Source organism: Campylobacter sp. 110 (genome assembly GCF_002383965.1).
Lineage (GTDB): Bacteria > Campylobacterota > Campylobacteria > Campylobacterales > Campylobacteraceae > Campylobacter_D > Campylobacter_D coli.
Map to the genome: position 1 here is coordinate 82,592 of NZ_NXBD01000049.1, position 23,210 is coordinate 105,801.

Sequence of the window (23,210 nt, forward strand, 5' to 3'; positions counted from 1 at the left end):
ATGAAAATACTTGTCAATGTTTTTTTAAAAAATGGTGTTTTAGATCCTCAAGGAAAAGCTATAGAAAAGGCTTTACATTCTTTAAATTTTAATGAAATCAAAGAAGCAAGAGTAGCCAAACAAATCGTGCTTGATTTAGATGAGAGTGATGAACAAAAAGCAAAAGAACGCGTGAAAAGTATGTGTGAAGAACTTTTGGTAAATAGTGTAATCGAAGATTATGAGCTTATTGTAAGTGAGAAATGATGAAAGTTGCTATTATTAGATTTCCTGGAACAAACTGCGAATTTGATACCCAATATGCTTTTGAAAAACTTGGTGTAAAAGCACAAATCATTTGGCATGAAGAAAAAGAAATTGATGCAGACTTAGTGGTTTTGCCTGGAGGATTTTCGTATGGAGATTATCTAAGATGTGCAGCCATTGCTAAAATCGCTCCTGCTATGCAAGGTGTTTTTAATCATGCAAAAAAGGGAGGATATATCTTAGGAATTTGCAATGGCTTTCAAATCTTGCTTGAAAGTGGACTTTTAGAAGGTGCTATGAAGCACAATAATAATTTAAGTTTTATCTCCAAAAATCAAAATTTAAGAGTTGTTTCAAATGATAATGTTTTTTTAAAGAATTTTCAAAAAGATGAAATTATCAATCTTCCTGTTGCTCATGGTGAAGGAAATTATTATGCAGATGAAGCTACCTTGAAAAAAATGCAAGATAAAGATTTAATTCTTTTAAAATACGAACCAAATCCTAATGGCTCTGTGTTGGATATCGCAGGAATTTGTGATGAAAATAAAAAAATTTTTGGCCTTATGCCTCATCCAGAGCGCGCTTGCGATAAAATATTAGGTAATGATATAGGCTTAAGAATGCTCGAAGGTTTTATGTGAGAATAATATTTTTTTTAGTTTTTGTTTGTCTGAGTCTTTTTGCTCGAAGTGAAATTTCTGTTTTTGATGGTCAAGATGAAAATATGCAAAGAGAATTACAAAAACTTCCAAAAGAGGAACAGCAAATCTATCAAAATATCGCTCCAAGTGATGAAAATTCCGATTTTGATAGTAATATATATGATCCTTTTATACCTCAAAGTTCATTAGTTCTTACTACTGATGATTATGTTAATAAAGTATATGTTGGAGAAGTATTTCCCATAGTTCTTCATGCTAAGACTACAGAGGATACAAATTTTGATTTTAACATCACTTTGCAAAAAAGCAAGGACTTGATCTTTTTAAATCCTGATTTAAAATGGGAATATATTAAAGGCGATTATAGGGCTGTTTTGTGGTTTGAGGCTAAAACTTCAAATGCAAATTTAGAACAGATTTCAGTCAGCCTTTTAAGAAATGGAAAAATTTTTCAAAGTGCTAGTATTAGTATAGGTGCTATCCATTTTGAAAATACACCTAATAATAAAAATTTTTCACATCTTGTGGCAAGTTCCTTGGAGGTTAAAAAAATCAAAACCAGTTATTTTGATGATTCAAGCATTATTACAATGATTGAACTAAGCGCCACAAATGCAAATCTTAAGAGCTTTTTTGTAGATGGAGTTGAAAAACAAGGCATTGAGAATTTAAAAGGTGATTTTAATTCTTCCAATGCCTTTTATTATGCTATTTTTCCATCGACTAAAACAGATTTTGAATTTTCTTATTTCAATAAAGACACTAAAAAAGTTGAAAATATGAATTTTAAGCTTAAGATTAGTGATGATGAAGTAAGCACTCAAAGCGATTTAAATCCTACAAATAGGGATTTTAACATTTATAAACAATATGCTCTTTGGGTTTTAACTCTTGTTTTGGCGTTGATATTTGTTTGGAAGAAAAATTATTTTATTTTAGCGGGAGCGCTTTTGTGCTTTATACTCAGTTTTCTTGTGGATACTCATACGGAGAATGCAACCTTAAAATCTGGTTCTAGGGCGAAAATTTTACCTACCGAATCATCGACTTATTTTTATACAGCAAGTTCAAATGAAAAAGTTGAGATATTGGGCAAAAGACTTCATTATGTTAAAGTGCTTTTTCGCGATGGTAAGATAGGATGGGTTGAAAGTAGTGATTTACAAAAAAATTAAAGCTTTATATTTTTGGTTCTTTTTTATTATAAGCGTAGCTTTTGTTGTGCTATGTTTTTGTTTTATCAAATCTCAAGATACGCTTTGGAAACTTCGAAAATCTTGGGCTAGATTTCAAAAAAATATTCTTTTTTGCAAATATGAAGTCATAGGGGAATTTGATCTTAAAGTAAATATGATTTTAATGAATCATCAAAGCACCTTAGATATCATAGCTTTAGAGGATTTGTATCCTAAAAATTTATGTTGGATTGCCAAAAAAGAATTAGGCGAAATTCCTCTTTTTAAAATTACCATTAAAAAACCTAAACTTCTTTGCATAGATAGAAAAAATCCACGCGATTTGGTGCGTGTTTTAAAAGAAGCTAAACAAAGGCTTAGTGAAGATAGAGTTTTGGCGATTTTTCCTGAAGGAACGCGTTCTAGGAATGAAAAATTGCTTAAATTTCAAAGTGGTGCTAAAATTTTAAGTGAAAAGCTTGATTTAAAAGTGCAGCCTATTTTGATTGTTGATTCTGCGAAAATTTTAGACACTAAAAGTTTTAGTGCTAGTTCTGGAGTATTGAAAATCATTTGCATGGATTTAGTGGATACGAGTGATGAAAAATGGCTTGAAAACACCAGAAAAAAAATGCAAGAATTACTAGATCAAGAAAGAGCTAAGCTTTGCTAAATACTCTTCTAATAGTTGGTTTTGGGGGATTTATAGGAGCAATCTTAAGAATGCTTTCTATAAATTTAGTGAATAAATTTTTTCCTTATTCTATCAGCTTTGGAACTCTTTTTGTAAATGTTTTGGGTTCTTTTATCATAGGACTTTTGTTTTCTTATGCACAAAATAAAGGTTTATCTCCTGTGATTAAAAGCTTTATAAGTACAGGATTTTTAGGGGCTTTTACGACTTTTTCTACTTTTTCTTATGAAAATTTACTGCTTTTACAAAGTGGAAATTATTTTAATTTTTCTTTAAATATTTTATTAAATATAATCCTTTGTCTCATAGCAGTTTGGCTTGGTTTTATAATTTTTAAGTAAGCTCTTGAAATTTACCTTAGAATTTGTATTTTTTGCTAAAATATCTGTTTCAAAATTTATAAAGGAGAAAAAATGCAGTTTCAAACTGAAGTAAATCAACTTTTGCAATTAATGATTCATTCCTTATACTCAAACAAGGAAATATTTTTAAGAGAACTTGTATCAAATTCAAGTGATGCTTTAGATAAACTTAATTTTTTAAGCGTGAGTGATGATAAATATAAAAGTTTAAAATTTGAACCTAGAATAGATATTAAAATCGATAAAGATAAGAAAACCCTTACTATTAGCGATAATGGTATAGGTATGGATAAAGATGATCTTATTAACAATCTTGGAACCATAGCAAAAAGTGGTACAAAAAGTTTTTTAGAGAATTTAAGCGGTGATGCAAAAAAAGATTCTCAACTTATAGGACAATTTGGCGTAGGTTTTTATTCTGCATTTATGGTAGCTAGCAAAATCGAAGTTTTAAGCAAAAAAGCTTTAGATGATAAAGCTTATCTTTGGATTTCTGATGCAAATGGCTATGAGATTGAAGATGCGACTAAAGAAGAGCAAGGGACAAGTATTACTTTATATTTAAAAGATGATGAATTTGCAAATTCTTATAAAATCGAAAGTATTATAGAAAAATATTCAAATCATATCCAATTTCCAATTTTCATGGAAAAGGAAGAATTTATCCCTGCTAAAGAGGGTGAGGAAGAAGGAAAAACCGAGCTTAAAATTTCTCAAATTAATAAAGCTAATGCCTTGTGGAGAATGCAAAAATCAAGCCTTAAGGCAGAGGATTATGAAAGATTTTATGAGCAAAATTTTCACGATTCTAACAAGCCTTTGCTTTATCTTCATACTAAGAGTGAAGGAAAATTAGAATACAATTCTTTATTTTTTATTCCGCAAAATGCACCTTTTGATCTTTATCGTGTGGATTATCAAAGTGGATTAAAACTTTATGTAAAACGCGTATTTATCAGCGATGATGATAAGGAGCTTTTACCGACTTATTTGCGTTTTGTGCGCGGGATTATTGATGTAGAGGATTTACCACTTAATGTAAGCCGTGAAATTTTACAAGAAAATCAAATTTTAAAAGGCGTAAAAGAAGCCAGCGTTAAAAAAATATTTAGCGAGCTTGAAAAACTTAAAAATAAAGATAAAGAAAAATATTTAAGCTTTTTTAAGAATTTTGGCAAAGTGTTAAAAGAGGGACTTTATGGTTTTGGTGGCGAAAAAGACAGTCTTTTAAAACTCATGCTTTATAAAAGCACTAAGGGTGAAAGTTTGCGCTCTTTAGAAGAATATAAAAATGATATACAAGGCGAGCAAAAAGAAATTTTCTATATCACTGGAAACAATGAAAGCTTGCTTAGAAATTCACCTTTACTTGAAGAATATAAGCAAAAAAATATAGAAGTATTACTTATGGATGATGAGATTGATTCTTTGGTTACTCCTATGCTTGGAGAATATGAAGGCTTGAAATTTGTAGCCATTAATCAAGTTGAAGATAAAAATGAATTAAGCGATGAGGAAAAAAATGAATTTGCTCCATTGGTGGCTAAATTTAAAGAGCTTTTAAAGGATCAAGTTGAAGATGTGAGACTTACAAGTCGTTTAAAAGATAGTCCAAGTTGTATTGTTTATGATAAAAATAAGCCTGATTTTGCAATGCAGCAGCTTTTAAAACAAATGGGACAAGAACAAAACTTTAAACCTATTTTAGAAATCAATCCAAAGCATGCGATTTTTACAGGTCTTAAAAATAATGAAACTTTTAGTGCTGATATAGCAACCTTAGTTTTAAATATGGCAAAACTTAGCGAAGGTATGGGTGTGGATAATCCGGCTGAATTTAATGCAAGTCTTACAAAAATCATCACTAAGGCTTTCTCATGATTACAAATCTCCCAGCAAGTGTTTGGATGAAGCAGGATTTAAGCGAATATCAAATTTTTGATGTTCGCACTCCAGCTGAATGGGAGGAGGGTGTTTTATCTCATGCTGAATGTGTAGCTTTGTATGATAATCATGGGCTTTTAAATGCTAATTTTTTAGAAGAATTTCAAGCGAGAAGAAATGAAAATAAAAAACTTGCTTTTATTTGTCGTGGAGGTCATAGAAGTATGATGGCTGCAAATTTTATTAAAAATGAACTCGGTTTAGAAAGTGTAAATTTAGATGGTGGGATGTTGGCATTAAAAGGCTTGATATGATAGGACTTTATTTGTTGATAGCAGCGTTATCTTTTTTACTCCTTTATTTTGCACTTAAAAAACTTACTTTAAATATAGATGAAAAGGCCTTGCTTGAGCCTATAAAATCAGATATTTATCCCAAATTTTGTGATATTATCGATGAAAGAATTAGAGAATTTAAGGATGGGGTTCAAAATAATAGTTTTACCTTAAAAGATCAAGATAAAAAAGATGAACTATTGGAAAAATTAGGGGATTTAAGCAGAGAGCTTACCTTCATACAAACAATGAATTTAAGCAATAAAAGCGATAGTGTATGGCAAAGTGAGCTTTTTGATTTTTTAAAAGAGCTTGAAAAATTATTGCTTGAATATTTGGAAAATGGCGAAGAAGAGGCTGAAAATTTAAGAGAAAATTTGATGAATGAATTTGAAAAGCTTAGAGGCTAAGGTGCAAGAACGCAAAAACTTTTTAAAATATCTCAAGATGACTTTTTGGGGTATTTTTACTTTGGTTTTAATCTTTGCTTTAATTCGATTTAGTGAATTGGCTAATTTATTGGCTGGAGTTGCAATTTTACTTATAGGAATGACCAATTTAAGCCTAGGATTTAAATCTTTTAGTGGCGGCTTGCTTGAAAAAATTCTTACTCACTCAACAAATACAAAACTTAAAAGCATACTTTTTGGTGCTATTAGCACTCTTATCATGCAATCTTCAACTTTAGTTTCGATTATCTCTCTTTCTTTTTTGAGCGCAGGACTAATATCTTTAGTTGCTGGTGTGGGTATTATTTTTGGTGCAAATTTGGGAAATACTGCAAGTTCATGGTTGATTGTTTGGCTTACAAGAGTTAATATTTCTATCTTGGCTATACCTTTGCTCGTAATTGGAGTTTTGTTTTTCTTTCAAAAAGATAATATGATTAAAAGTTTTGGAAATATTTTTATAGGTATAGGTTTTTTCTTCTTAGGAGTGGATTATATAAAAAATGGTTTTAATGAATTTCAAGATGCTATAGATTTGTCTTATTTTGATTTTACAGGTTTTAAGGGGGTGTTGATTTTTGTAGGTCTTGGGGCTTTGCTTACGGGTATTATTCAATCAAGCACAGCAACAATAGCCATTATAGTCGCAGCCTTATTGGCAGGGCAAATCAGTTTTGAAAATTCTTTAGCAGCGACTTTGGGTACGAGTGTAGGAGGTGTGGTAACAGCTGTGCTAGCTTCTTTAAGTACTAATGTTGAGGGCAAAAAGCTTGCTTTTGCAAATTGTATTTTTAATTTTACTATTGCAATTATAATCATACTTATTTTTCCTTATTTTATTGATTTTTTAAATGGGATGGCAAAAATTTTAAATATAGAAAATTTAGCTTTAAAAATAGCCTTATTTCATACTTTGTTTAATCTTTTAGGAATATTTATCTTTGTATTGTTTATCCCACAATTGGTAAATTTTTTAAACAAAATCGTTAAAGCACCTAAAGATAAAAATAAAGATCGACCCTTATATCTTGAACCTAGTTTATTGAAATTTAGTGATACAGCTATCGAAGCTTTGCGAAAAGAAAGCGAACATCTTTATGATAATGCGTATGCGATTATCGCTCATGCTATAGGGTTGAGTCGTAAAGATATACAAAGCAATAAAAGCTTTGAAGAAATTTTGCAAAATAAAAAATGGTTTAGTAAAAATGTGGATTTGGATTATTTGTATCAAACTAGAATCAAAGTGCTTTTTGAAGCTATCATTGACTTTTCAACCAAAGCGCAAATTCACATAGATGATGAACTTAAAAATCACAGAATTTTTACTTTTAAAATCGCTGCTAAAAATCTTACAGAGGCAACTAAAAATTTAAAATTAGTTCAAGAAAATATCAAAAAATACTCTAATTGCGGTAATAAAGATTTGGCCTTAGAATACAATAAAATAAGATCTAATTTGGGAGAATTGCTAAGAAGTATTCAAGAGCTTAGAAGCGTGGACGATGAAAAAGTGTATTTGATTATTAAAAATCTTCAAAAGGGCAAGGAAATTCTAAAAGAAATTGATAGCTTAACCCTTAATAATGTCGAACATCTTATTTTAGTTAGAAAAATCACTACCGCAGAGGGTATATCTATAATTAATGATACAAGTTTTATTGCTAAGATTGCTAAAGATCTTATAGATGCCGTTGAAATCATTTTCGCAAGAGAAAAGGTGCTTTGGGATGATATTAATTAAGAGTTTGATTATTTTCTGTGATGCTAGGGGTTAGAAAATCTTCATTGATTAAAATATCTACAACATCTTTAAACATAGGCAAAGCACTTTGAGCAGCATAGTAACTATAAGGCTTGGTAGGGTTTCTTACTAAAACCCCTATGGTATAGTTATGTTTTGTATCGTTGGCAAAACCGAAAAAAGAAGCATTATAGCGATTGGAGGTATAGCCTTGTCTTTCTGCAATACGCGCAGTTCCTGTTTTACCCCCTACGATTATACCTTGAGTGATAGCTTTTTTTCCTGTACCTTTTTCTATAACATCAATAAGAATTTTTTGCATGGTTTGCGCTGCTTGCGGGGTTAAAATAACTTCTTTTTTGATATCCTCTTCAAGACTTACAAAGCGTCCATCTTGATAGAATTTTTCAGCCAAATGTGGAGTGATATAAACTCCATTGTTATTAAAAACATTATAAGCAGCAAGTAGTTGTATAAAGGTTGTTTTTAAGCCATATCCATAGCTTAATACCGACTTTTCTATATCTCTTAAGCGCTTGGAATTAGGGATTTCTCCTTTTTGCTCGTAAGGCAAGTCAATTCCGCTTTTTTCACCAAATTTAAAAATTTTAAGTCCAGCAATGATTTCAAGATTACTCAATCTTTTCGCAATTTGTATCATACCTATATTAGAAGAATATCTAATCACCTCTTCCATAGTCATTTGATCCATTTTATGATCATCTCTAATAGTGAAACGCCCCAGTTTATAAGCTCCACCATAGGTGTTAATTACTTCATCTGTCTTGAGTTTGCCAAGTCTTAGAGCAGTTGTAAAAATAAAAGGCTTAATAACCGATCCTGCTTCATATCCATACTCTATAGCACTTGCATTTAAAACAGATAAATCTTTACCGCGATTTTGGGGATCATAACGCCTAGAACTTGCCAGAGCTAGAATTTGACCTGTTTTACTATCCATAACTCCGACTATGATTTCATTAGCTTTTAAATCTTCATTTCTTCCATCAATCGCTTTTTCAATGCTTTTTTGAAGTTTTAAGGATATATTAAGATATAAAAGACAGCCATCAATCTTTTTTTGCTGCAATGAGTTTAAATTTAAGATTATATTTCCACCTATATCTTTTAGGCCTTGAATTTTTTCATTTTGGAGTGGACTTAAGCAGTCGTCATAGTATTTTTCAAGTCCTTTTACTCCAACATTTTTTAAAATTCCGCTTTGAGGATCTAAAACCATTTTAGTATAACCTATGGCTGGAGTTAAAGTATCTTTAGACATATAAATTCTATCTTCTTCATGTTCGATAATGCTTAAACCTCTTGTTTCAACCTTTCCTAGGTTATTGGTAAATGCTTTAAAAAATCCTTGTATATAAAGCTTTTTTGCAAGATCTCTAAGATAGCTTGCTTGTTTAGAATCTAAATTTTGAGAAAGGATAAAATGATAGGATCGTTTTTTCTGCTTTTGAATTCTTTTTTTAATATCTGCAATTTCATCATCGCTAATTCCACTATATATTTGAAAAAGCTTTAAAAATAAATCAAATTTATCCTTATTAATACTTCTTAAATCAATTTCTGCGCGATAAATTTGCCTTGAGCTTGTGATAGTAAAATTATCTTTAGTGATGATATTTCCGCGTAAGGCAAGAGAGTATTGATCTTTTTCAGTGTTGGGGATATGGCGTTTTGAAGTGAGAAAAAAGGTAGAGCTAAGAAAAATAATCATAAAAAAAAGTGCCATGCAGTAAGCAAAGGCGACTTTTGAAACGCGATTTTTCTTATGCTCTTGCATACAGCTTAAATTTGTGTTCTTGTGATTTCTTTATAAGCGCTGATAGCTTTATTTCGAACCTCTAGCATAAATTTCATGCTGCTTTCAGCTTTTGTGATAGCAATAGCTGCTTGGTGTAAATCTTTTACCTGTCCTGTTGCAATATCTGTCATCGCAGCTTCTGCAGTTTTTTGAGTTTTATCTAAGTCTTCGATTTCGTTTTTAAGCATTTTAGCAAATTCATCGCCGATTCTATCATTAGAAATTTGGCTTTTGTTCGCATTTGAAATGTTATTATTTAATCTTAAATCATTAATATTATTCATATTTTATTATCCTCTTAATAAATCAATCGCACTTTGAGCTATGGTTTTTGCACTTGTAAAAGCACTAACATTAGCTTGATAAGCTCTTGTTGCTTCAATCAAATCTGCCATTTCGATGACAGGATTTACATTTGGATATGCCACATAGCCTTGCGCATTAGCATCAGGATGAGAAGGATCATATTTCATACGAAAATCTTTATCATCTCTTACGACTTTATCTACAACAACGCTTTGTATAGCAGGTTTAGCTTCTTCTGGCGAACTTGGATCATTTAAAGGATTTTCATATTTTAAAAAGTTATTGTCCTTATTGATTTGCTCGTTTAAAAGCTTATCAAAATCTGTCGCTTTAAAGATCACTTCGCGTCTTCGATAAGGTCCGCCTTCAGCTGTTCTTGTTGTGTTTGCATTAGCTATATTCGAGCTAATGACATTCATTCTAAAGCGTTGCGCACTTAAACCATATCCGCTAATATCAAAATCACTTAAGTATGCCATAATTTACCTTTAACTTAATTTAGAACTTGCATCAAGTATAGAGCTGAAAATATTACTTTGTCTTCTTAAGACCCCATCAAGAGCTGTAATCATCACTGTATTTTTACTCATTTCAGTTGTCTCAACATCTAAATCCACAGTATTTGCATCATTTCTTGCCAAATGTCCATCCCTTAGATAAATAGTAGATTTACTAGGATCTGGGAATTTCCAAGGTTTTTGATGTCCTTCTTCAGTTATTGCTAATTGTAATTCTTTATTATCATTTTTTTTAAAGATTTCATTTGCACGATTTACTAAAGCAGTTTCAAATTCAATATCTCTTGCTTTATAAAAAGGAGTGTCAACATTTGCAAGGTTTGCATTGATGAGTTGATTTCTTAAATTTCTACCCGCTAAAGCACTTGTGATAAGTTCTTTTGATTTGAATGGGTTAATCATTTTTTATCCTTTTTATAATTTCAAAAATTAACAAGCAAATACTGTTCCAACTTGCATAAATTTTTGCAATTTTAGTTATTTGTTTTTTTGTGATTGAATGGCTTTATTATGATCATTGAGATTGGTGCTAAAAATATGCGCCCCTGTGGTTTTATCTCTTACAAAATATAAATAATCAGTTTTTGCAGGAAAGATAGCAGCGCGAATTGCAGATAAAGAGACATTACAAACTGCTTCTTTAGGCAAACCTTCAAATTTATAAGTATTATAAGAGCTATTATCTTCTCTTATTCTTTGAGGAGTGATTTTTGTATGAGAATAAAATCCATAGTTTAAAGTTCCATCCATTTGGAGCTTCATACCTTTTTTTATACGGTTATAAATAACGCTTGCAACTATAGGCATTTCGCTTTCATTAGCCGCTTCTTTTTGAATGACTGATGCTGTTATGATGTATTGGTGCCATTTTTTGGCATTGTATTCGCCAAAAATTTTCTCCGAAGTTTTTCTATTTGAATTTTCTGCATGTTTGAGCAAAACTTGAACCAAAAGTGCTTCTGTGATTCCTTTTGGAATTTTGTAAGTTTCAGGAAGAAAAACCCCTTCTTTATATGTAGCTTGTTTTTCAAATTCGGCTAAAAGCGTGTTTTTATCAAGTTCTAATTGTTTTGCAGCTTGCTCTAAAAAAATCACACTGGTTTCTCCAGGGATGAGAGTAAGGGTTTCTAATGCTGCTTTAGCTATGGTGAGTTTGTGTAAAAATTCTATTCTATTGAGTTCTTTTGTGCCTATATTTATCCAGCCTGATTGAGGGTGACCCAAGAAAAATAAGATATATTTATCAATCGTGCTCATTTCATATTTATTTTGTTTTAGATGTGTTATAATTTGAGCAATGGAACCTTGAGGCAAAAAAACAACAGAATTGCTTTTTAAAGGTTGCGTTAAATAATAAAAAATTCCTAAAATAAATATCAAAAAGAAGTTTCTAATGAAAAAGAAAATTGTATATGCATTACTTGTTTTAATTGTATTTATCTCAGTTGTATTTTTAGTTCTTAAGAATGGTATTCTCATATCTCATATCCAATTTAGTTTTTTAAATTTGGAGCAATTATATATTAAATTAGATAAAAAACTCATTGTGCGAGCAAAAAATATCACATTTAATGAAGATAACAATGCAAGTATTCAGGATGATAAGAATGTAAATTCTGACTTTGCTTCTAAGGAATTGTTAAATATTACTAAGAATTTAAAATATCTTTATACTTTTATTGAGGAAATAGACATACAAAATTTCAATATCAAAGATAATCATATGCGTATATTGTTTAAAAATGATGAATTTTTTGTAGATAATGATTTATTGTTTTTAAAACTTGCGCTACACAGAGAAGGAAAGGAAATTAATGCTGATATTAAAAATCTTTTGCTTAAAGATTATAATTTAAGCATAGATGGAAATTTAAGTATTAATGCAAAAAGTGAATTTTATAATTTTAAAGGCCAAGCAAATAGTGATTTGGCTGATTTTAAGATAAATATTTCTTACAAAAATCAAAACCTAGCCTATAAATTTGAAGATATCAATATTAGAGATATTGCCACTATTTTCAATCAAGCAAAAAAAAGAATAGCATTGCCCGAACCTTTAGTTCTTTGGGTTGTGCATAGGGCTAAAGGAGATTTTTATCATTTTGATTTTATTCAAGGTTTTATTGATTTTTCTAAAAATAATTATTATTTTGATGATATCAGTGCTTGGGGTTATGCAAATAATGTAAAAGTTCGTTTGGATAATCAAATGAATGCTATTAATTTTCCAAAACTTGATTTAAATTTAAGCAATCAAAAATTAAATTTTACCTTCAATAAGGCAAGTTATAATGAATCAGATTTAAGTGAAAGCAAGGTGTTTTTATATGATTTATTTGATAATAAAAAGCATGGAATTTACTTGCGCATCAAATCTAAAAATTTAAAATTTGATGAAAAACTTGCTAAGGCATTAAAAAATTATGATTTAAATTTACCTTTTTACCAAAAAAGTGGAAAACTTGGAAGTGATTTAGAGCTTATAATCGATTTTAACGAAAAGGGTGATGTAAAATATAATGGCACTTTGTCTTTAGAAAATGCGGAGCTTTCATTAGCAAATTTTAGCGTGGCTAGAGCTTTTGTTAAATTAAATCAAAATGATTTGAGTATAGAAAATGCAAGCGTAAAAAATGAGTTTTTGGAAGCAGATTTTAATGCTAAAATCGATCTAGCTACCCATAAGGGTATTTTTGATACTCAAATTTCAAGATTGTATTTTGACAATGGCGAGCTTTTTGATATGAGAAATCAAAAAACAAAGATAAATTTAGACTATACAGATGATTTACAGCTTAGTGTGCCAGAATGGGATTTGACTTTAAATTTTAAAGAAGGACTTGAGATATATGCAAATAATCCTAATATTTTAATCCCTCATTCGCCTTTATTAAAAAAATTCGGTTTTATGGGTGCAAAAAGTATTTATTATAAAAGTGTAGATTTTAATGATTTTAATGCGCAAATACAGGATGCTCATTTTAAAAATAACTTATTGGTTAATAACAAGCCTTACGAAAATGATAGCTTTGGTATTGTTCGTAAAAGTGGTGTTTTAAACATAAATACACAAAGTGGTTTAGCTAATGTTAAGGTTATTGATAATAATAAAACCATACATCTTAAAAATTTAACTTATATTTACCAAAAAGATGAAAATGCTTCTACTTCTTCATTTGATATAGCAAAAAATACTCAAAATATTATACTTAATGGAGAAAATCTCACTTTGATTTTAGCAGATTTTAACAAAACTCTAAATTTCGATAAAATGGAGGCAAATTTAAAAAGTGATATCTTAGATGCTAGGGCTACTCGCAAGAATGCAAATTTTGATCTTCATTATAGTCCTAATGATTTGAAATTATTTATTAAAAATATAAACGATGAACATCTGAATGAATTTTTGCAAAAACGGGCTGTGCAAGAGGGTGTCTTTAATTTTAGCGTGATAGGTAGTGGCCTAGATTATTTTGAGGGGGAATTTAATTTTAAAGATACCTTTATAAGGGACCTTAAAGGGGTTAATCAGTTTATATCTTTTATCGATACGGTTCCAAGTCTTTTGATGTTTAAGACTCCTACTTTTAATGAAAAAGGTTTAAGTTTGCATGATGGAAGAGTTGTTTTTAATCGTAAAAAGGATTTGTTAAGTTTTGAAGCGATTAATTTAAATGGCAACAGTATGGATTTGTATGGTTTAGGCAGTACAAATTTAAGATTAAATACCATAGATATAGATTTAGAATTAAAAACTTTAAAATCAGCTTCTGAAACTATTTCAAAGGTTCCGATTTTAAATTATGTTATTTTGGGGAAAAATCAAGAGATAAGCACCAATATAAAAGTCGATGGCGCCTTAGATGATCCAAAATTTCACACTCAAATTTTAAGCGATACTTTAAAAACCCCTTTTAATTTGATTAAAAATATCATACAACTTCCTTCTAATTTGTTTAATTAAAAGTGTTTAAAGTTTGTTTTAAAACTAAAACAAACTTTAAATTTACTCTTGCATTTTTTTTTAATTGTAATATACTTTAGATTGAAAAATAAAATTAGTGTTTAAAAGGACAGAAAATGCAAGTTACTTACACTTTGACAGATGAGTCTCCAGCACTTGCGACCTATTCGTTTTTACCTATAGTAAAAGCTTTTTTAAGCAAGGCGCATATAGGAGTAAAAACTTCTGATATTTCGCTATCTGGAAGAATTTTAGCTACTTTTAGTGAGTATCTAAAAGAAGATCAAAGATGCGAAGATGCTTTGGAGCTTTTGGGTGAGCTCGTAAAAAAATCAGATGCAAATTTAATCAAAACTCCAAATATTTCAGCTTCTATTCCACAGCTGAAAGCTGCTATTAAAGAATTGCAGGAAAAGGGTTATATGTTACCAAACTACCCAGACGAACCAAAAAACGATGAAGAATTTCAAATAAAAGCAAAATATCAAAAAGTTTTAGGTTCAGCAGTTAATCCTGTGCTTAGACAAGGCAATTCAGATCGTCGTTCTACTAAAGCGGTAAAAGATTATGCAAAGAATAATCCTTATCGTGTGGTTGAGTTTAATCCTAATTCTAAAACTCGTGTATCTTATATGAAAGAAGGTGATTTCTTTTCTAATGAAAAAGCGGTTTTAATCGATGAGGATTGTGTAGCAAGTATTGAATTTGTCTCAGATAGCGGTAAAAGTGAAATTTTAAAAGAGGGTTTAAAGCTTGAAAAAAATGAAATTTTAGATGCAACCTTTATGGATGTAGAAAAATTGCAAGATTTTTATGCTAAAGAAATCAAGGCAAGCAAAGATAATGATTTACTTTTCTCTCTTCATTTAAAAGCTACGATGATGAAAGTAAGCGATCCTATACTTTTTGGTTATGCGGTAAAAATCTTTTTTAAAGAATTATTTGATGAATTTAAAGATGAATTTGAAACACTTGGAATCAATCCAAACAATGGATTAAGCGAGCTTTTAAGCAAGGTAGAAACTTCAAGTAAAAAAGACGAAATTTTAAAAAGATATAATGAAATTTTAAACAGTCGTGCTGATATTTCTATGGTAAATTCAGATAAGGGTATCACCAATTTACATGTTCCAAGCGATGTTATTGTTGATGCTTCTATGCCTGCTATGCTTAAAAATGGTGCAAGATTATGGGATAAAGAAGGCAAAGAAAAAGACACAAATGCAGTTATCCCTGATCAAACTTATGCGACTATCTATGAAGCGGTTATCGAAGATTTGCATAAAAATGGCACTTTAAATCCTGCGAAATTAGGCAGCGTATCTAATGTAGGTTTGATGGCTAAAAAAGCTCAAGAATACGGTTCACATGATAAAACATTTGTTGCTAAAGAAGATGGAGTGTTTAAAATCATTGCTAAGGGTAAGGTTTTATTAGAGCATAAAGTTAGAAAAGGTGATATTTATAGGGCCAATCAAGCTAAATTTGACGCTGTTTTAAATTGGATCGATTTGGGTATAGAAAGAGCTGATTTGACAGGAGCTGAAGCGATTTTTTGGCTAGATAGCAAAAGAGCTAGCAATAAAATTATGATAGATTTAGTTCAAAACCGTCTTAAGGAAAAAAATAAAAATATAGCCATTCTTGCTCCTTATGAGGCTTGCTTAAAAAGCTTAGAATTGATTCGTGCTGGAAAAGATGCCATTTCTATTACAGGAAATGTCTTAAGAGATTATTTAACCGATCTTTTTCCTATTCTAGAGCTTGGAACAAGTGCTAAAATGCTTTCAGTTGTACCAATGTTAAATGGTGGAGCTATGTTTGAAACTGGAGCGGGAGGTTCAGCACCAAAGCAAGTAGAACAATTAGTCGAAGAAAATCATTTGCGTTGGGATAGCTTGGGTGAATTTTTAGCCCTACAAGCAAGCTTAGAATTTTATGCTAATAAATGCAATAATCATAAAGCTAAAGTCTTAGCAGAATGTCTTGATGAGGCTATAGGTGAATGGCTTGAAAACAATAAAGCTCCATCAAGAAAAGTAAAAGAAGATGATAATCGTACAAGCCATTTTTATTTAGCAATGTATTTTGCAAATCATTTGGCAAGACAAGCAAATGATATGGAGCTTCAAAGCTTTTTTAAAGATATTGCCTTAGAGCTTTCCTCTAATGAAGAAAAAATTAGAGCTGAATTTAATGATGCACAAGGTGTGAAAGTCGATTTGGGTGGATATTATAAATTTGATGATGAGAAAGCAAATAAAATTATGCGCCCAAGTGCAACTTTTAATGCTATCATAGAAAAAATAGGACAAAGATGAAAATCACAATCATCGGTGCAGGGAATGTAGGCTCAAGCGTAGCCTACGCTTTAATTTTGCGTGAATTGGCAAATGAGATTATTTTAGTTGATATCAATGAAGATTTATTGATTGCAAGGGAATTAGAATTATCCCAAAGCATAGCTGCTTTAAATTTAGACATAGAATTAACTTGTACTAAGGATTATGCTTATACAAAAAATTCTGATATTGTGCTTTTTAGCGCAGGATTTGCAAGAAAAGATGGCCAAAGTAGAGAAGAGCTTTTGCAGCTAAATACAAACATTATGCTTGATTGTGCTAAAAAAATTAAAGAATTTAATCCTGATCCACTTTTTATCATTTTAACAAATCCGGTGGATTTTTTGCTCAATACTCTTTATGAGAGTGGAATTTTTTCTTCTAAAAAAATTGTTGCTATGGCAGGGGTTTTAGACAATGCAAGATTTAAGTATGAAGTAGCTAAAAAGTTAAAAGCTAGAATTTCAAGTGTGGATACAAGATTAATTGGTTTTCATAATGATGATATGGTTTTAGTAAAATCTTATGCAAGTGTTAAAAATCAAAAACTCGGAGAACTTTTAAGTGAAGAAGAATTTGAGGATTTGGAAAATGAAGTTAAAACAGGTGGAGCTAAAGTAATCAAACATCTTAAAACTTCAGCATATTTGGCACCTGCAAGCGCTTGTGTAAGAATGCTCGAATCCATAAGAAGTGGAGAATTTTTACCTATGAGTGTGATTTTGCATGGAGAATTTGGAGTGCAAAATAAAGCTTTAGGTACTATGGCAAGATTAGGTTTAGAGGGCGTTGTTGAGATTATGAAGCTTGAACTTAGCGACGAAGAAAAAGACAAGGTAAAAAAATCATTAATAAAATATCAATATATAAAGGAAGATAAATGAATATACATGAATATCAAGCAAAAGCGATTTTTGCAGACAATGGTATCCCTACTTTAAAGGGAAAGGTTGCATTTAGCGTAGAAGAAGCTGTAGAAAATGCTAAAGAATTAGGCGGTAGCGTTTGGGCTGTGAAAGCTCAAATCCATGCAGGTGGTCGTGGTCTTGGCGGTGGTGTTAAAATCGCTAAAAATTTAGATGAGGTAAAGGCTTATGCAAGTCAAATTCTAGGTATGAATTTGGTTACTCATCAAACAGGACCTGAAGGTAAATTAGTGCAAAAACTTTATATAGAAAGTGGTGCAAATATAGTAAAAGAATATTATTTGGCTATTTTATTTAACAGAATGGCAGAACAAATTACAATTATTGCTTCAAGCGAAGGAGGGATGGATATAGAAAAAGTGGCTAAAGAAAGCCCTGAAAAAATCGCAAAAGTAGGCATTGATCCACAAATTGGCTTTAAAATGTTTCATGGTCTTGAAGTGGCAAAGGTTTTAGGATTAGATAAAGATGAAAGCAAAAAACTTATTTCTATGATAGCAAAACTTTATAAGCTTTATATGGATAAAGATATGAATATGCTTGAAATCAATCCTTTAATTAAAACTGCAGAAGGAGATTTTTACGCTCTTGATGCAAAATGTAGTTTTGATGATAGTGCACTTTATCGCCATCCAGAGATTGCCGAACTTAGAGATATCACAGAAGAAAATCCTGCTGAAAGAGAAGCAGCTGAATTTGGTTTAAGTTATGTAAAATTAGACGGTGATGTTGCTTGTATGGTAAATGGTGCAGGACTTGCTATGGCAACAATGGATATTATCAATTATAGTGGTGCAAAACCTGCAAACTTTTTAGATGTGGGCGGTGGCGCATCTGCTGAAACAGTTGCAAAAGCTTTTGAGATTATTTTAAGAGATAAAAATGTTAAAGTAATATTTATCAATATTTTTGGTGGTATTGTTCGTTGTGATAGAATCGCAAATGGTATTTTGGAAGCAACTAAAAATGTTGAGGTTAATATTCCTATCGTAGTGCGTCTTGATGGTACAAATGCAGCTGAAGCAAAAGCGATCTTAGATAGTTCAAATCTTAAAAATATCAAAGCAGCAACCAATCTTAAAAATGGTGCAGAATTAGTAAAAAGTTTAGTAGGATAAGGATAAAAAATGAGTATATTGGTTAATAAAAATACAAAAGTAATAGTTCAAGGTTTTACAGGTAAAGAAGCAACTTTTCATGCAGAGCAGTGTATGGCTTATGGTACAAATATAGTCGGAGGTGTAACTCCTCATAAAGGTGGTCAAACTCATCTTGGCAAGCCTGTTTTTGATACAGTTGCAGATGCAGTTAAAGCCACAGGAGCTGATGTAAGTTTGATTTTTGTTCCTGCTTTTGCAGTAGGTGATAGTGTAATCGAGGCAGCGGATGCGGGTATTAAGCTTGCTGTTGTAATTACAGAACATACTCCGGTTAAAGATATGATGTTTGCCAAGCAGTATGCAAATAAAAAAGGCATGAAAATTATAGGACCAAATTGCCCAGGAATCATTACTTCTGAAGAATGCAAATTAGGCATTATGCCAGGCTTTATCTTTAAAAAGGGTTGTGTAGGGCTTATTTCAAAAAGTGGAACTTTAACTTATGAAGCAGCTAATCAAGTAGTTCAAGGTGGGTATGGAATTTCAACAGCAGTAGGCATTGGTGGAGATCCTATCATAGGACTTGCTTATAAAGAACTTTTAAGTGAATTTGAAAAAGATAACGAAACAAAAGCTATTGTTATGATAGGAGAAATCGGCGGTAGCTTAGAGGTAGAAGCAGCTAAATTTATTAAAGAAAATATTAGCAAACCTGTGGTAGCATTCATTGCGGGAGCGACTGCGCCAAAAGGTAAAAGAATGGGACACGCAGGAGCTATAGTAGGTAGTGCTGATGAAAGTGCTGCAGCTAAAAAAGAAGCATTAAAGTCTTATGGAATTCATGTAGTGGATTCTCCAGCTTTAATCGGTGAAGAAATACAAAAAATATTAGGCTAAAAAAGGAAAAAGATATGAGTATAGCAGCTCCAAAAGATACCCCTGTTTGGGTAGATGAGCATAGATGTAAAGCTTGCAATATCTGCGTTAGCTATTGCCCTGCAGGGGTTTTAGCTATGCGCGATGATGTTCATGCGGTTTTGGGACAAATGATAGAGGTTGTACATCCTGAGTCCTGTATAGGTTGTACTGAGTGTGAAACACATTGTCCAGATTTTGCTATTATGGTGGCAAAAAGAGATGAATTTAAATTTGCCAAACTTACTGCTGAGGCTAAAGATAGAGCTGTAGCCGTAAAAAATAATAAATATAAAAAATTAGCATAGGAAAGACAATGAGAGAAGTTATAGCAACAGGTAATGTTTTGATTGCAAAAGCAGCAATTGATTGTGGATGTAAATTTTTTGGAGGTTATCCTATTACACCAAGTTCTGAAATTGCACATGAATTAAGCCATATGCTTCCTGCAAATGATGGAACTTTTATACAAATGGAAGATGAAATTTCGGGTGTAAGTGTGACTATTGGTGCTGCTATGAGTGGCGTAAAATCAATGACCGCAAGTAGTGGTCCTGGAATTTCACTAAAAGCAGAGCAAATCGGTCTTGCTTTTATCGCTGAAATTCCACTTGTTATTGTAAATGTTATGCGTGGTGGTCCTTCAACAGGTCTTCCAACAAGGGTGGCTCAAGGGGATTTATTTCAAGCAAAAGCACCTACTCATGGGGATTTTGCTAGTGTGGCTATCGCACCAGCGAGTTTAGAAGAAGCTTATACAGAAACCATAAGAGCGTTTAATTTGGCTGAAAAGTATATGACTCCTGTATTTTTACTTATGGATGAAACTGTAGGGCATATGAATGGTAAAGCGGTATTGCCTGATTTAAAAGATATAGAAATTATTAACCGTAAAAAATTCACAGGTGATAAAAAAGATTATAAACCTTATGCAGCGGGCGAAAATGAACCTGCAACACTCAATCCATTTTTTACAGGATATCGCTATCATGTAACCGGACTTCATCATGGAGATATAGGTTTTCCAACAGAAGATGGTGCTATAGTTAAGAAAAACATGGAAAGACTTATAGGTAAAATTAAAAACAACCAAGATGATATTTGTACTTATGAAGAATATATGCTTGATGATGCTGAATTTTTAATCATAGCTTACGGAAGCGTAAGTCGTTCTGCTAAAGAAGCTATCAATAGGCTCAGAGAAGAGGGTATTAAGGTAGGACTTTTCCGCCCTATCACACTTTATCCTGTAGCTGAAAAGAAAATTGCTGAAGTAGTAAGCAAATTTAAAAAGGTAATGGTAAGCGAATTAAATATGGGACAGTATCTTGAGGAGATCGAAAGAGTAAGTTCTCGTCGTGATTTTATTAGCTTACATCGTGCAAATGGTCGTCCTATAACACCTAGCGAAATCATTGCTAAAGTAAAGGAGAATATATAAAATGGCGTTTAATTATGATGAATATTTAAGAACTGATAAACTTCCTACTCAATGGTGTTGGGGTTGTGGCGATGGTGTAGTTTTAAAATGTATTATCCGCGCGATAGAAAAGCTGGGTTGGAATATGGATGATGTTTGTCTTGTTTCAGGTATAGGATGTAGCGGTAGAATGAGCTCTTATGTAAATTGCAATACCGTGCACACTACTCATGGTAGAGCTATTGCTTATGCAACAGGCATAAAACTAGCCAATCCTAGCAAACATGTTATTGTAGTAAGTGGCGATGGTGATACTTTAGCAATTGGTGGAAATCATACTATACATGGATGTCGCAGAAATATAGATTTAACTCATATTGTAATCAACAATTTTATTTATGGGCTTACTAATTCTCAAACTTCTCCAACTACTCCAAAAGGTTTTTATACAGTAACTGCGCAATTTGGAAATATCGATCCAAATTTTGATGCTTGTGAATTAACTAAAGCTGCTGGAGCTTCTTTTGTGGCAAGAGGAAATGTTATCGAGGCAAATAAATTAGAAAATTTAATTTATAAAGCTTTAGCACACAAAGGTTATAGCTTTGTTGATGTTTTCTCAAACTGCCATATTAACCTAGGTAGAAAAAATAAAATGGGTGAAGCAGTGGCTATGCTTGATTGGATTAAAAATCGTGTTGTGGATAAGTCTAAATTTGAAAGTATGGATTTTGAAGAAAGAAAAGATAAATTCCCAACAGGTGTTTTATATGAAGATAGCACGCAGCCAGAATATTGTCATGCTTATGAAGAAGTGCGTCGTGCAGCCAAAGAAAAAAGAATGGTTGATTTAGGAGCCTTAAAATGAAATATCAATTAAGATTTGGTGGTGAGGGTGGTCAAGGTGTTATCACCGCAGGAGAAATTTTAGCTGAAGCGGCGATCAAAGAAGGTCGTCAAGCCTTTAAAGCTTCAACTTATACTTCCCAAGTGCGTGGAGGTCCGACTAAGGTTGATATTATCATCGATGATAAAGAAATTCTTTTTCCTTATGCAGTAGAGGGCGAAGTAGACTTTATGCTTTCAACTGCAGATAAGGGCTATAAAGGTTTTCGTGGCGGAGTAAAAGAGGGTGGCATCATAGTTGTAGAACCAAATTTGGTTCATCCTGAAAGCGAAGATTATAAAAAATGGCAAATTTTTGAAATTCCTATCATTACTATAGCTAAAGATGAGGTAGGTAATGTAGCTACTCAATCAGTTGTTGCACTAGCCATAGCTGCTTATATGAGCAAATGTATTGATTTGGATATTCTTAAAGAAACGATGCTTCATATGGTTCCAGCTAAAACAAGAGATGCAAATTCTAAAGCTTTTGATTTGGGTGTTAAATACGCACAAGAAACCAAAGCTCATTCTTAAATAAATTTGGGTTTATTCCCAAATTTATTGCTTCTTGAAATAAATTTTTAAACTTTTTCATTTTTTAATTTAGCTACTTTTAACGATTAAAATTTTATAATCAAAAACATATTTATTAAGGAAATTCAATGGATATTTTTGACGAAATGTTTAATAAAACTCCTAAGGAAAAATTTATAGAAATTATACAAAATGGAAATTTAGGAGCCTTAGAAAAAGTATTTGAAAACTTTTTTGCTGATCATATTGCCATGATTGAGCTTTTAGAAAAACAAGGTTTTAATGAAATGGATGTGAAAAGCTTTATACTTGAAAATGGAGATTTTATTCAAGAAAGGCAAAACGATCTTTTTATAGAATTAGGTGCTAAAATTTTAGGACATGAGGGCTAATGAACGTTAGGCTTTTGGTTTTTTTTGCTTTGATGGCAAATTGCATTGTTTTAAATGCTGCTCCTGTTTTTGATTATACATATAAATTTACACTTAAAAAAGACGAGAGAGCTAGCGTGGAGATTAAAGAGCTTGGTTATGATAATGGAGTTCAAAATTTTGATTTTTATTGGACTTTGTTTGATAATACCAATATAGTCGTTCATTCTAAATTTCGTAAATATCCGCGTCAATTTGTGATGAGCTTAAGAAGAAATTTGGACTGGGTAACTCAAACTTTAATTCCTGATTATAAAAATCCACATATTGATAGGGCAAGGCTTATTTTAGAATTTAGCGAATACAAAAAAGGTGAGGCAATTTTTACTGTGTATATAGAAGATAAGGATTCTAGACTTGAAGTGAAATTTCTTGATCCAAGAAAAATGCAATTAACAAATCCACCTCAAAATAATCAAGTAGTGCCTATGATAGATTTTAATGAGCCTCAAGTAGAACCATTGATACAACGAGAAAATACCACAAACTAAAT

At 31.6% G+C, this 23,210-nt stretch carries 24 protein-coding genes and 1 pseudogene; 20 read left to right on the plus strand and 5 right to left on the minus strand.

The window, feature by feature from the left end; all coding sequences use genetic code 11:
- The 9 genes and pseudogenes from purS (at nucleotide 1) to BGS43_RS07415 (ending at nucleotide 7,554) form a co-directional block, all read left to right on the plus strand.
- Nucleotides 1–246 carry a phosphoribosylformylglycinamidine synthase subunit PurS gene (gene purS, locus BGS43_RS07375; protein ID WP_002776055.1) on the plus strand — a complete coding sequence of 82 codons (246 nt, stop codon included), beginning with the start codon at nucleotides 1–3 and terminating at the stop codon, nucleotides 244–246.
- A pseudogene (gene purQ, locus BGS43_RS07380) lies at nucleotides 246–942 on the plus strand (phosphoribosylformylglycinamidine synthase I). Before purS ends, purQ begins: the two are co-directional and overlap by 1 nt.
- A gap of 31 nt (nucleotides 943–973) precedes the next feature.
- Entirely contained in the window at nucleotides 974–2,086 is a 1,113-nt protein-coding gene (locus BGS43_RS07385; RefSeq protein ID WP_234891740.1) for an SH3 domain-containing protein, read from the plus strand.
- A complete protein-coding gene (locus BGS43_RS07390; protein ID WP_025398771.1) occupies nucleotides 2,067–2,759 on the plus strand; it encodes a lysophospholipid acyltransferase family protein in 693 nt (230 codons plus the stop codon). Before BGS43_RS07385 ends, BGS43_RS07390 begins: the two co-directional genes overlap by 20 nt.
- Entirely contained in the window at nucleotides 2,753–3,121 is a 369-nt protein-coding gene (gene crcB / locus BGS43_RS07395; RefSeq protein ID WP_052779063.1) for a fluoride efflux transporter CrcB, read from the plus strand. The genes BGS43_RS07390 and crcB overlap by 7 nt, the downstream gene beginning before the upstream one ends.
- Nucleotides 3,122–3,193: 72 nt before the next feature.
- Nucleotides 3,194–5,023, plus strand: a complete 1,830-nt coding sequence (gene htpG, locus BGS43_RS07400) for a molecular chaperone HtpG (protein WP_096569324.1) — start codon at nucleotides 3,194–3,196, stop codon at nucleotides 5,021–5,023.
- Entirely contained in the window at nucleotides 5,020–5,340 is a 321-nt protein-coding gene (locus tag BGS43_RS07405; RefSeq protein WP_002825085.1) for a rhodanese-like domain-containing protein, read from the plus strand. Before htpG ends, BGS43_RS07405 begins: the two co-directional genes overlap by 4 nt.
- Entirely contained in the window at nucleotides 5,337–5,771 is a 435-nt protein-coding gene (locus BGS43_RS07410) for a hypothetical protein (protein ID WP_002780864.1), read from the plus strand. Before BGS43_RS07405 ends, BGS43_RS07410 begins: the two co-directional genes overlap by 4 nt.
- Entirely contained in the window at nucleotides 5,746–7,554 is a 1,809-nt protein-coding gene (locus BGS43_RS07415) for a Na/Pi cotransporter family protein (RefSeq protein WP_002825084.1), read from the plus strand. The genes BGS43_RS07410 and BGS43_RS07415 overlap by 26 nt, the downstream gene beginning before the upstream one ends.
- Here BGS43_RS07415 and BGS43_RS07420 read toward each other — a convergent pair.
- From BGS43_RS07420 to mltG, 5 genes are all read right to left on the minus strand, one after another.
- Nucleotides 7,547–9,352: a peptidoglycan D,D-transpeptidase FtsI family protein gene (locus BGS43_RS07420; RefSeq protein WP_002825083.1), complete on the minus strand. Its 1,806-nt coding sequence runs from the start codon at nucleotides 9,350–9,352 to the stop codon at nucleotides 7,547–7,549. The genes BGS43_RS07415 and BGS43_RS07420 overlap by 8 nt on opposite strands.
- A gap of 5 nt (nucleotides 9,353–9,357) precedes the next feature.
- Nucleotides 9,358–9,657 carry a flagellar hook-basal body complex protein FliE gene (fliE, locus tag BGS43_RS07425; protein WP_002825082.1) on the minus strand — a complete coding sequence of 100 codons (300 nt, stop codon included), beginning with the start codon at nucleotides 9,655–9,657 and terminating at the stop codon, nucleotides 9,358–9,360.
- Between the two features lie 6 nt (nucleotides 9,658–9,663).
- Nucleotides 9,664–10,158: a flagellar basal body rod protein FlgC gene (gene flgC, locus BGS43_RS07430; RefSeq protein WP_002776072.1), complete on the minus strand. Its 495-nt coding sequence runs from the start codon at nucleotides 10,156–10,158 to the stop codon at nucleotides 9,664–9,666.
- A 9-nt stretch (nucleotides 10,159–10,167) separates the two neighbouring features.
- Nucleotides 10,168–10,599, minus strand: a complete 432-nt coding sequence (gene flgB / locus BGS43_RS07435; RefSeq protein WP_002776076.1) for a flagellar basal body rod protein FlgB — start codon at nucleotides 10,597–10,599, stop codon at nucleotides 10,168–10,170.
- Nucleotides 10,600–10,674: 75 nt separating this feature from the next.
- Nucleotides 10,675–11,676: an endolytic transglycosylase MltG gene (mltG, locus tag BGS43_RS07440; RefSeq protein WP_002776077.1), complete on the minus strand. Its 1,002-nt coding sequence runs from the start codon at nucleotides 11,674–11,676 to the stop codon at nucleotides 10,675–10,677.
- On the opposite strand from mltG, the gene BGS43_RS07445 reads away from it, so the two are divergent.
- From BGS43_RS07445 to BGS43_RS07495, 11 genes are all read left to right on the plus strand, one after another.
- Nucleotides 11,591–14,161 (plus strand): YhdP family protein, encoded by a 2,571-nt coding sequence (locus BGS43_RS07445; RefSeq protein WP_096569327.1) that lies wholly within the window; start codon nucleotides 11,591–11,593, stop codon nucleotides 14,159–14,161. The genes mltG and BGS43_RS07445 overlap by 86 nt on opposite strands.
- Nucleotides 14,162–14,277: 116 nt before the next feature.
- On the plus strand, nucleotides 14,278–16,482 hold the full coding sequence (locus tag BGS43_RS07450) for an NADP-dependent isocitrate dehydrogenase (protein ID WP_002825079.1): 2,205 nt from the start codon (nucleotides 14,278–14,280) through the stop codon (nucleotides 16,480–16,482).
- Nucleotides 16,479–17,387, plus strand: a complete 909-nt coding sequence (locus tag BGS43_RS07455; RefSeq protein WP_002825077.1) for a malate dehydrogenase — start codon at nucleotides 16,479–16,481, stop codon at nucleotides 17,385–17,387. The genes BGS43_RS07450 and BGS43_RS07455 overlap by 4 nt, the downstream gene beginning before the upstream one ends.
- Nucleotides 17,384–18,547, plus strand: coding sequence for an ADP-forming succinate--CoA ligase subunit beta (gene sucC / locus BGS43_RS07460; RefSeq protein ID WP_002825076.1), 1,164 nt, complete (start codon nucleotides 17,384–17,386; stop codon nucleotides 18,545–18,547). The genes BGS43_RS07455 and sucC overlap by 4 nt, the downstream gene beginning before the upstream one ends.
- Before the next feature lie 9 nt (nucleotides 18,548–18,556).
- The gene (gene sucD / locus BGS43_RS07465; RefSeq protein WP_002776090.1) at nucleotides 18,557–19,426 is read left to right on the plus strand and encodes a succinate--CoA ligase subunit alpha; all 870 of its coding nucleotides are present in this window, start codon (nucleotides 18,557–18,559) and stop codon (nucleotides 19,424–19,426) included.
- 14 nt (nucleotides 19,427–19,440) lie between these two features.
- Nucleotides 19,441–19,752: a 4Fe-4S binding protein gene (locus BGS43_RS07470; RefSeq protein ID WP_002825075.1), complete on the plus strand. Its 312-nt coding sequence runs from the start codon at nucleotides 19,441–19,443 to the stop codon at nucleotides 19,750–19,752.
- Between the two features lie 8 nt (nucleotides 19,753–19,760).
- Entirely contained in the window at nucleotides 19,761–20,885 is a 1,125-nt protein-coding gene (locus tag BGS43_RS07475; RefSeq protein ID WP_002822723.1) for a 2-oxoglutarate synthase subunit alpha, read from the plus strand.
- A gap of 1 nt (nucleotide 20,886) precedes the next feature.
- Complete coding sequence (locus BGS43_RS07480) at nucleotides 20,887–21,732, plus strand: 2-oxoglutarate ferredoxin oxidoreductase subunit beta (RefSeq protein WP_002776093.1); 846 nt, start codon at nucleotides 20,887–20,889, stop codon at nucleotides 21,730–21,732.
- Nucleotides 21,729–22,286: a 2-oxoacid:acceptor oxidoreductase family protein gene (locus BGS43_RS07485; protein ID WP_002776094.1), complete on the plus strand. Its 558-nt coding sequence runs from the start codon at nucleotides 21,729–21,731 to the stop codon at nucleotides 22,284–22,286. The genes BGS43_RS07480 and BGS43_RS07485 overlap by 4 nt, the downstream gene beginning before the upstream one ends.
- Nucleotides 22,287–22,414: 128 nt before the next feature.
- Nucleotides 22,415–22,678 carry a DUF2018 family protein gene (locus tag BGS43_RS07490; protein WP_002776096.1) on the plus strand — a complete coding sequence of 88 codons (264 nt, stop codon included), beginning with the start codon at nucleotides 22,415–22,417 and terminating at the stop codon, nucleotides 22,676–22,678.
- Nucleotides 22,678–23,208 carry a hypothetical protein gene (locus BGS43_RS07495; protein ID WP_002776099.1) on the plus strand — a complete coding sequence of 177 codons (531 nt, stop codon included), beginning with the start codon at nucleotides 22,678–22,680 and terminating at the stop codon, nucleotides 23,206–23,208. Before BGS43_RS07490 ends, BGS43_RS07495 begins: the two co-directional genes overlap by 1 nt.
- Nucleotides 23,209–23,210 lie beyond the last annotated feature (2 nt).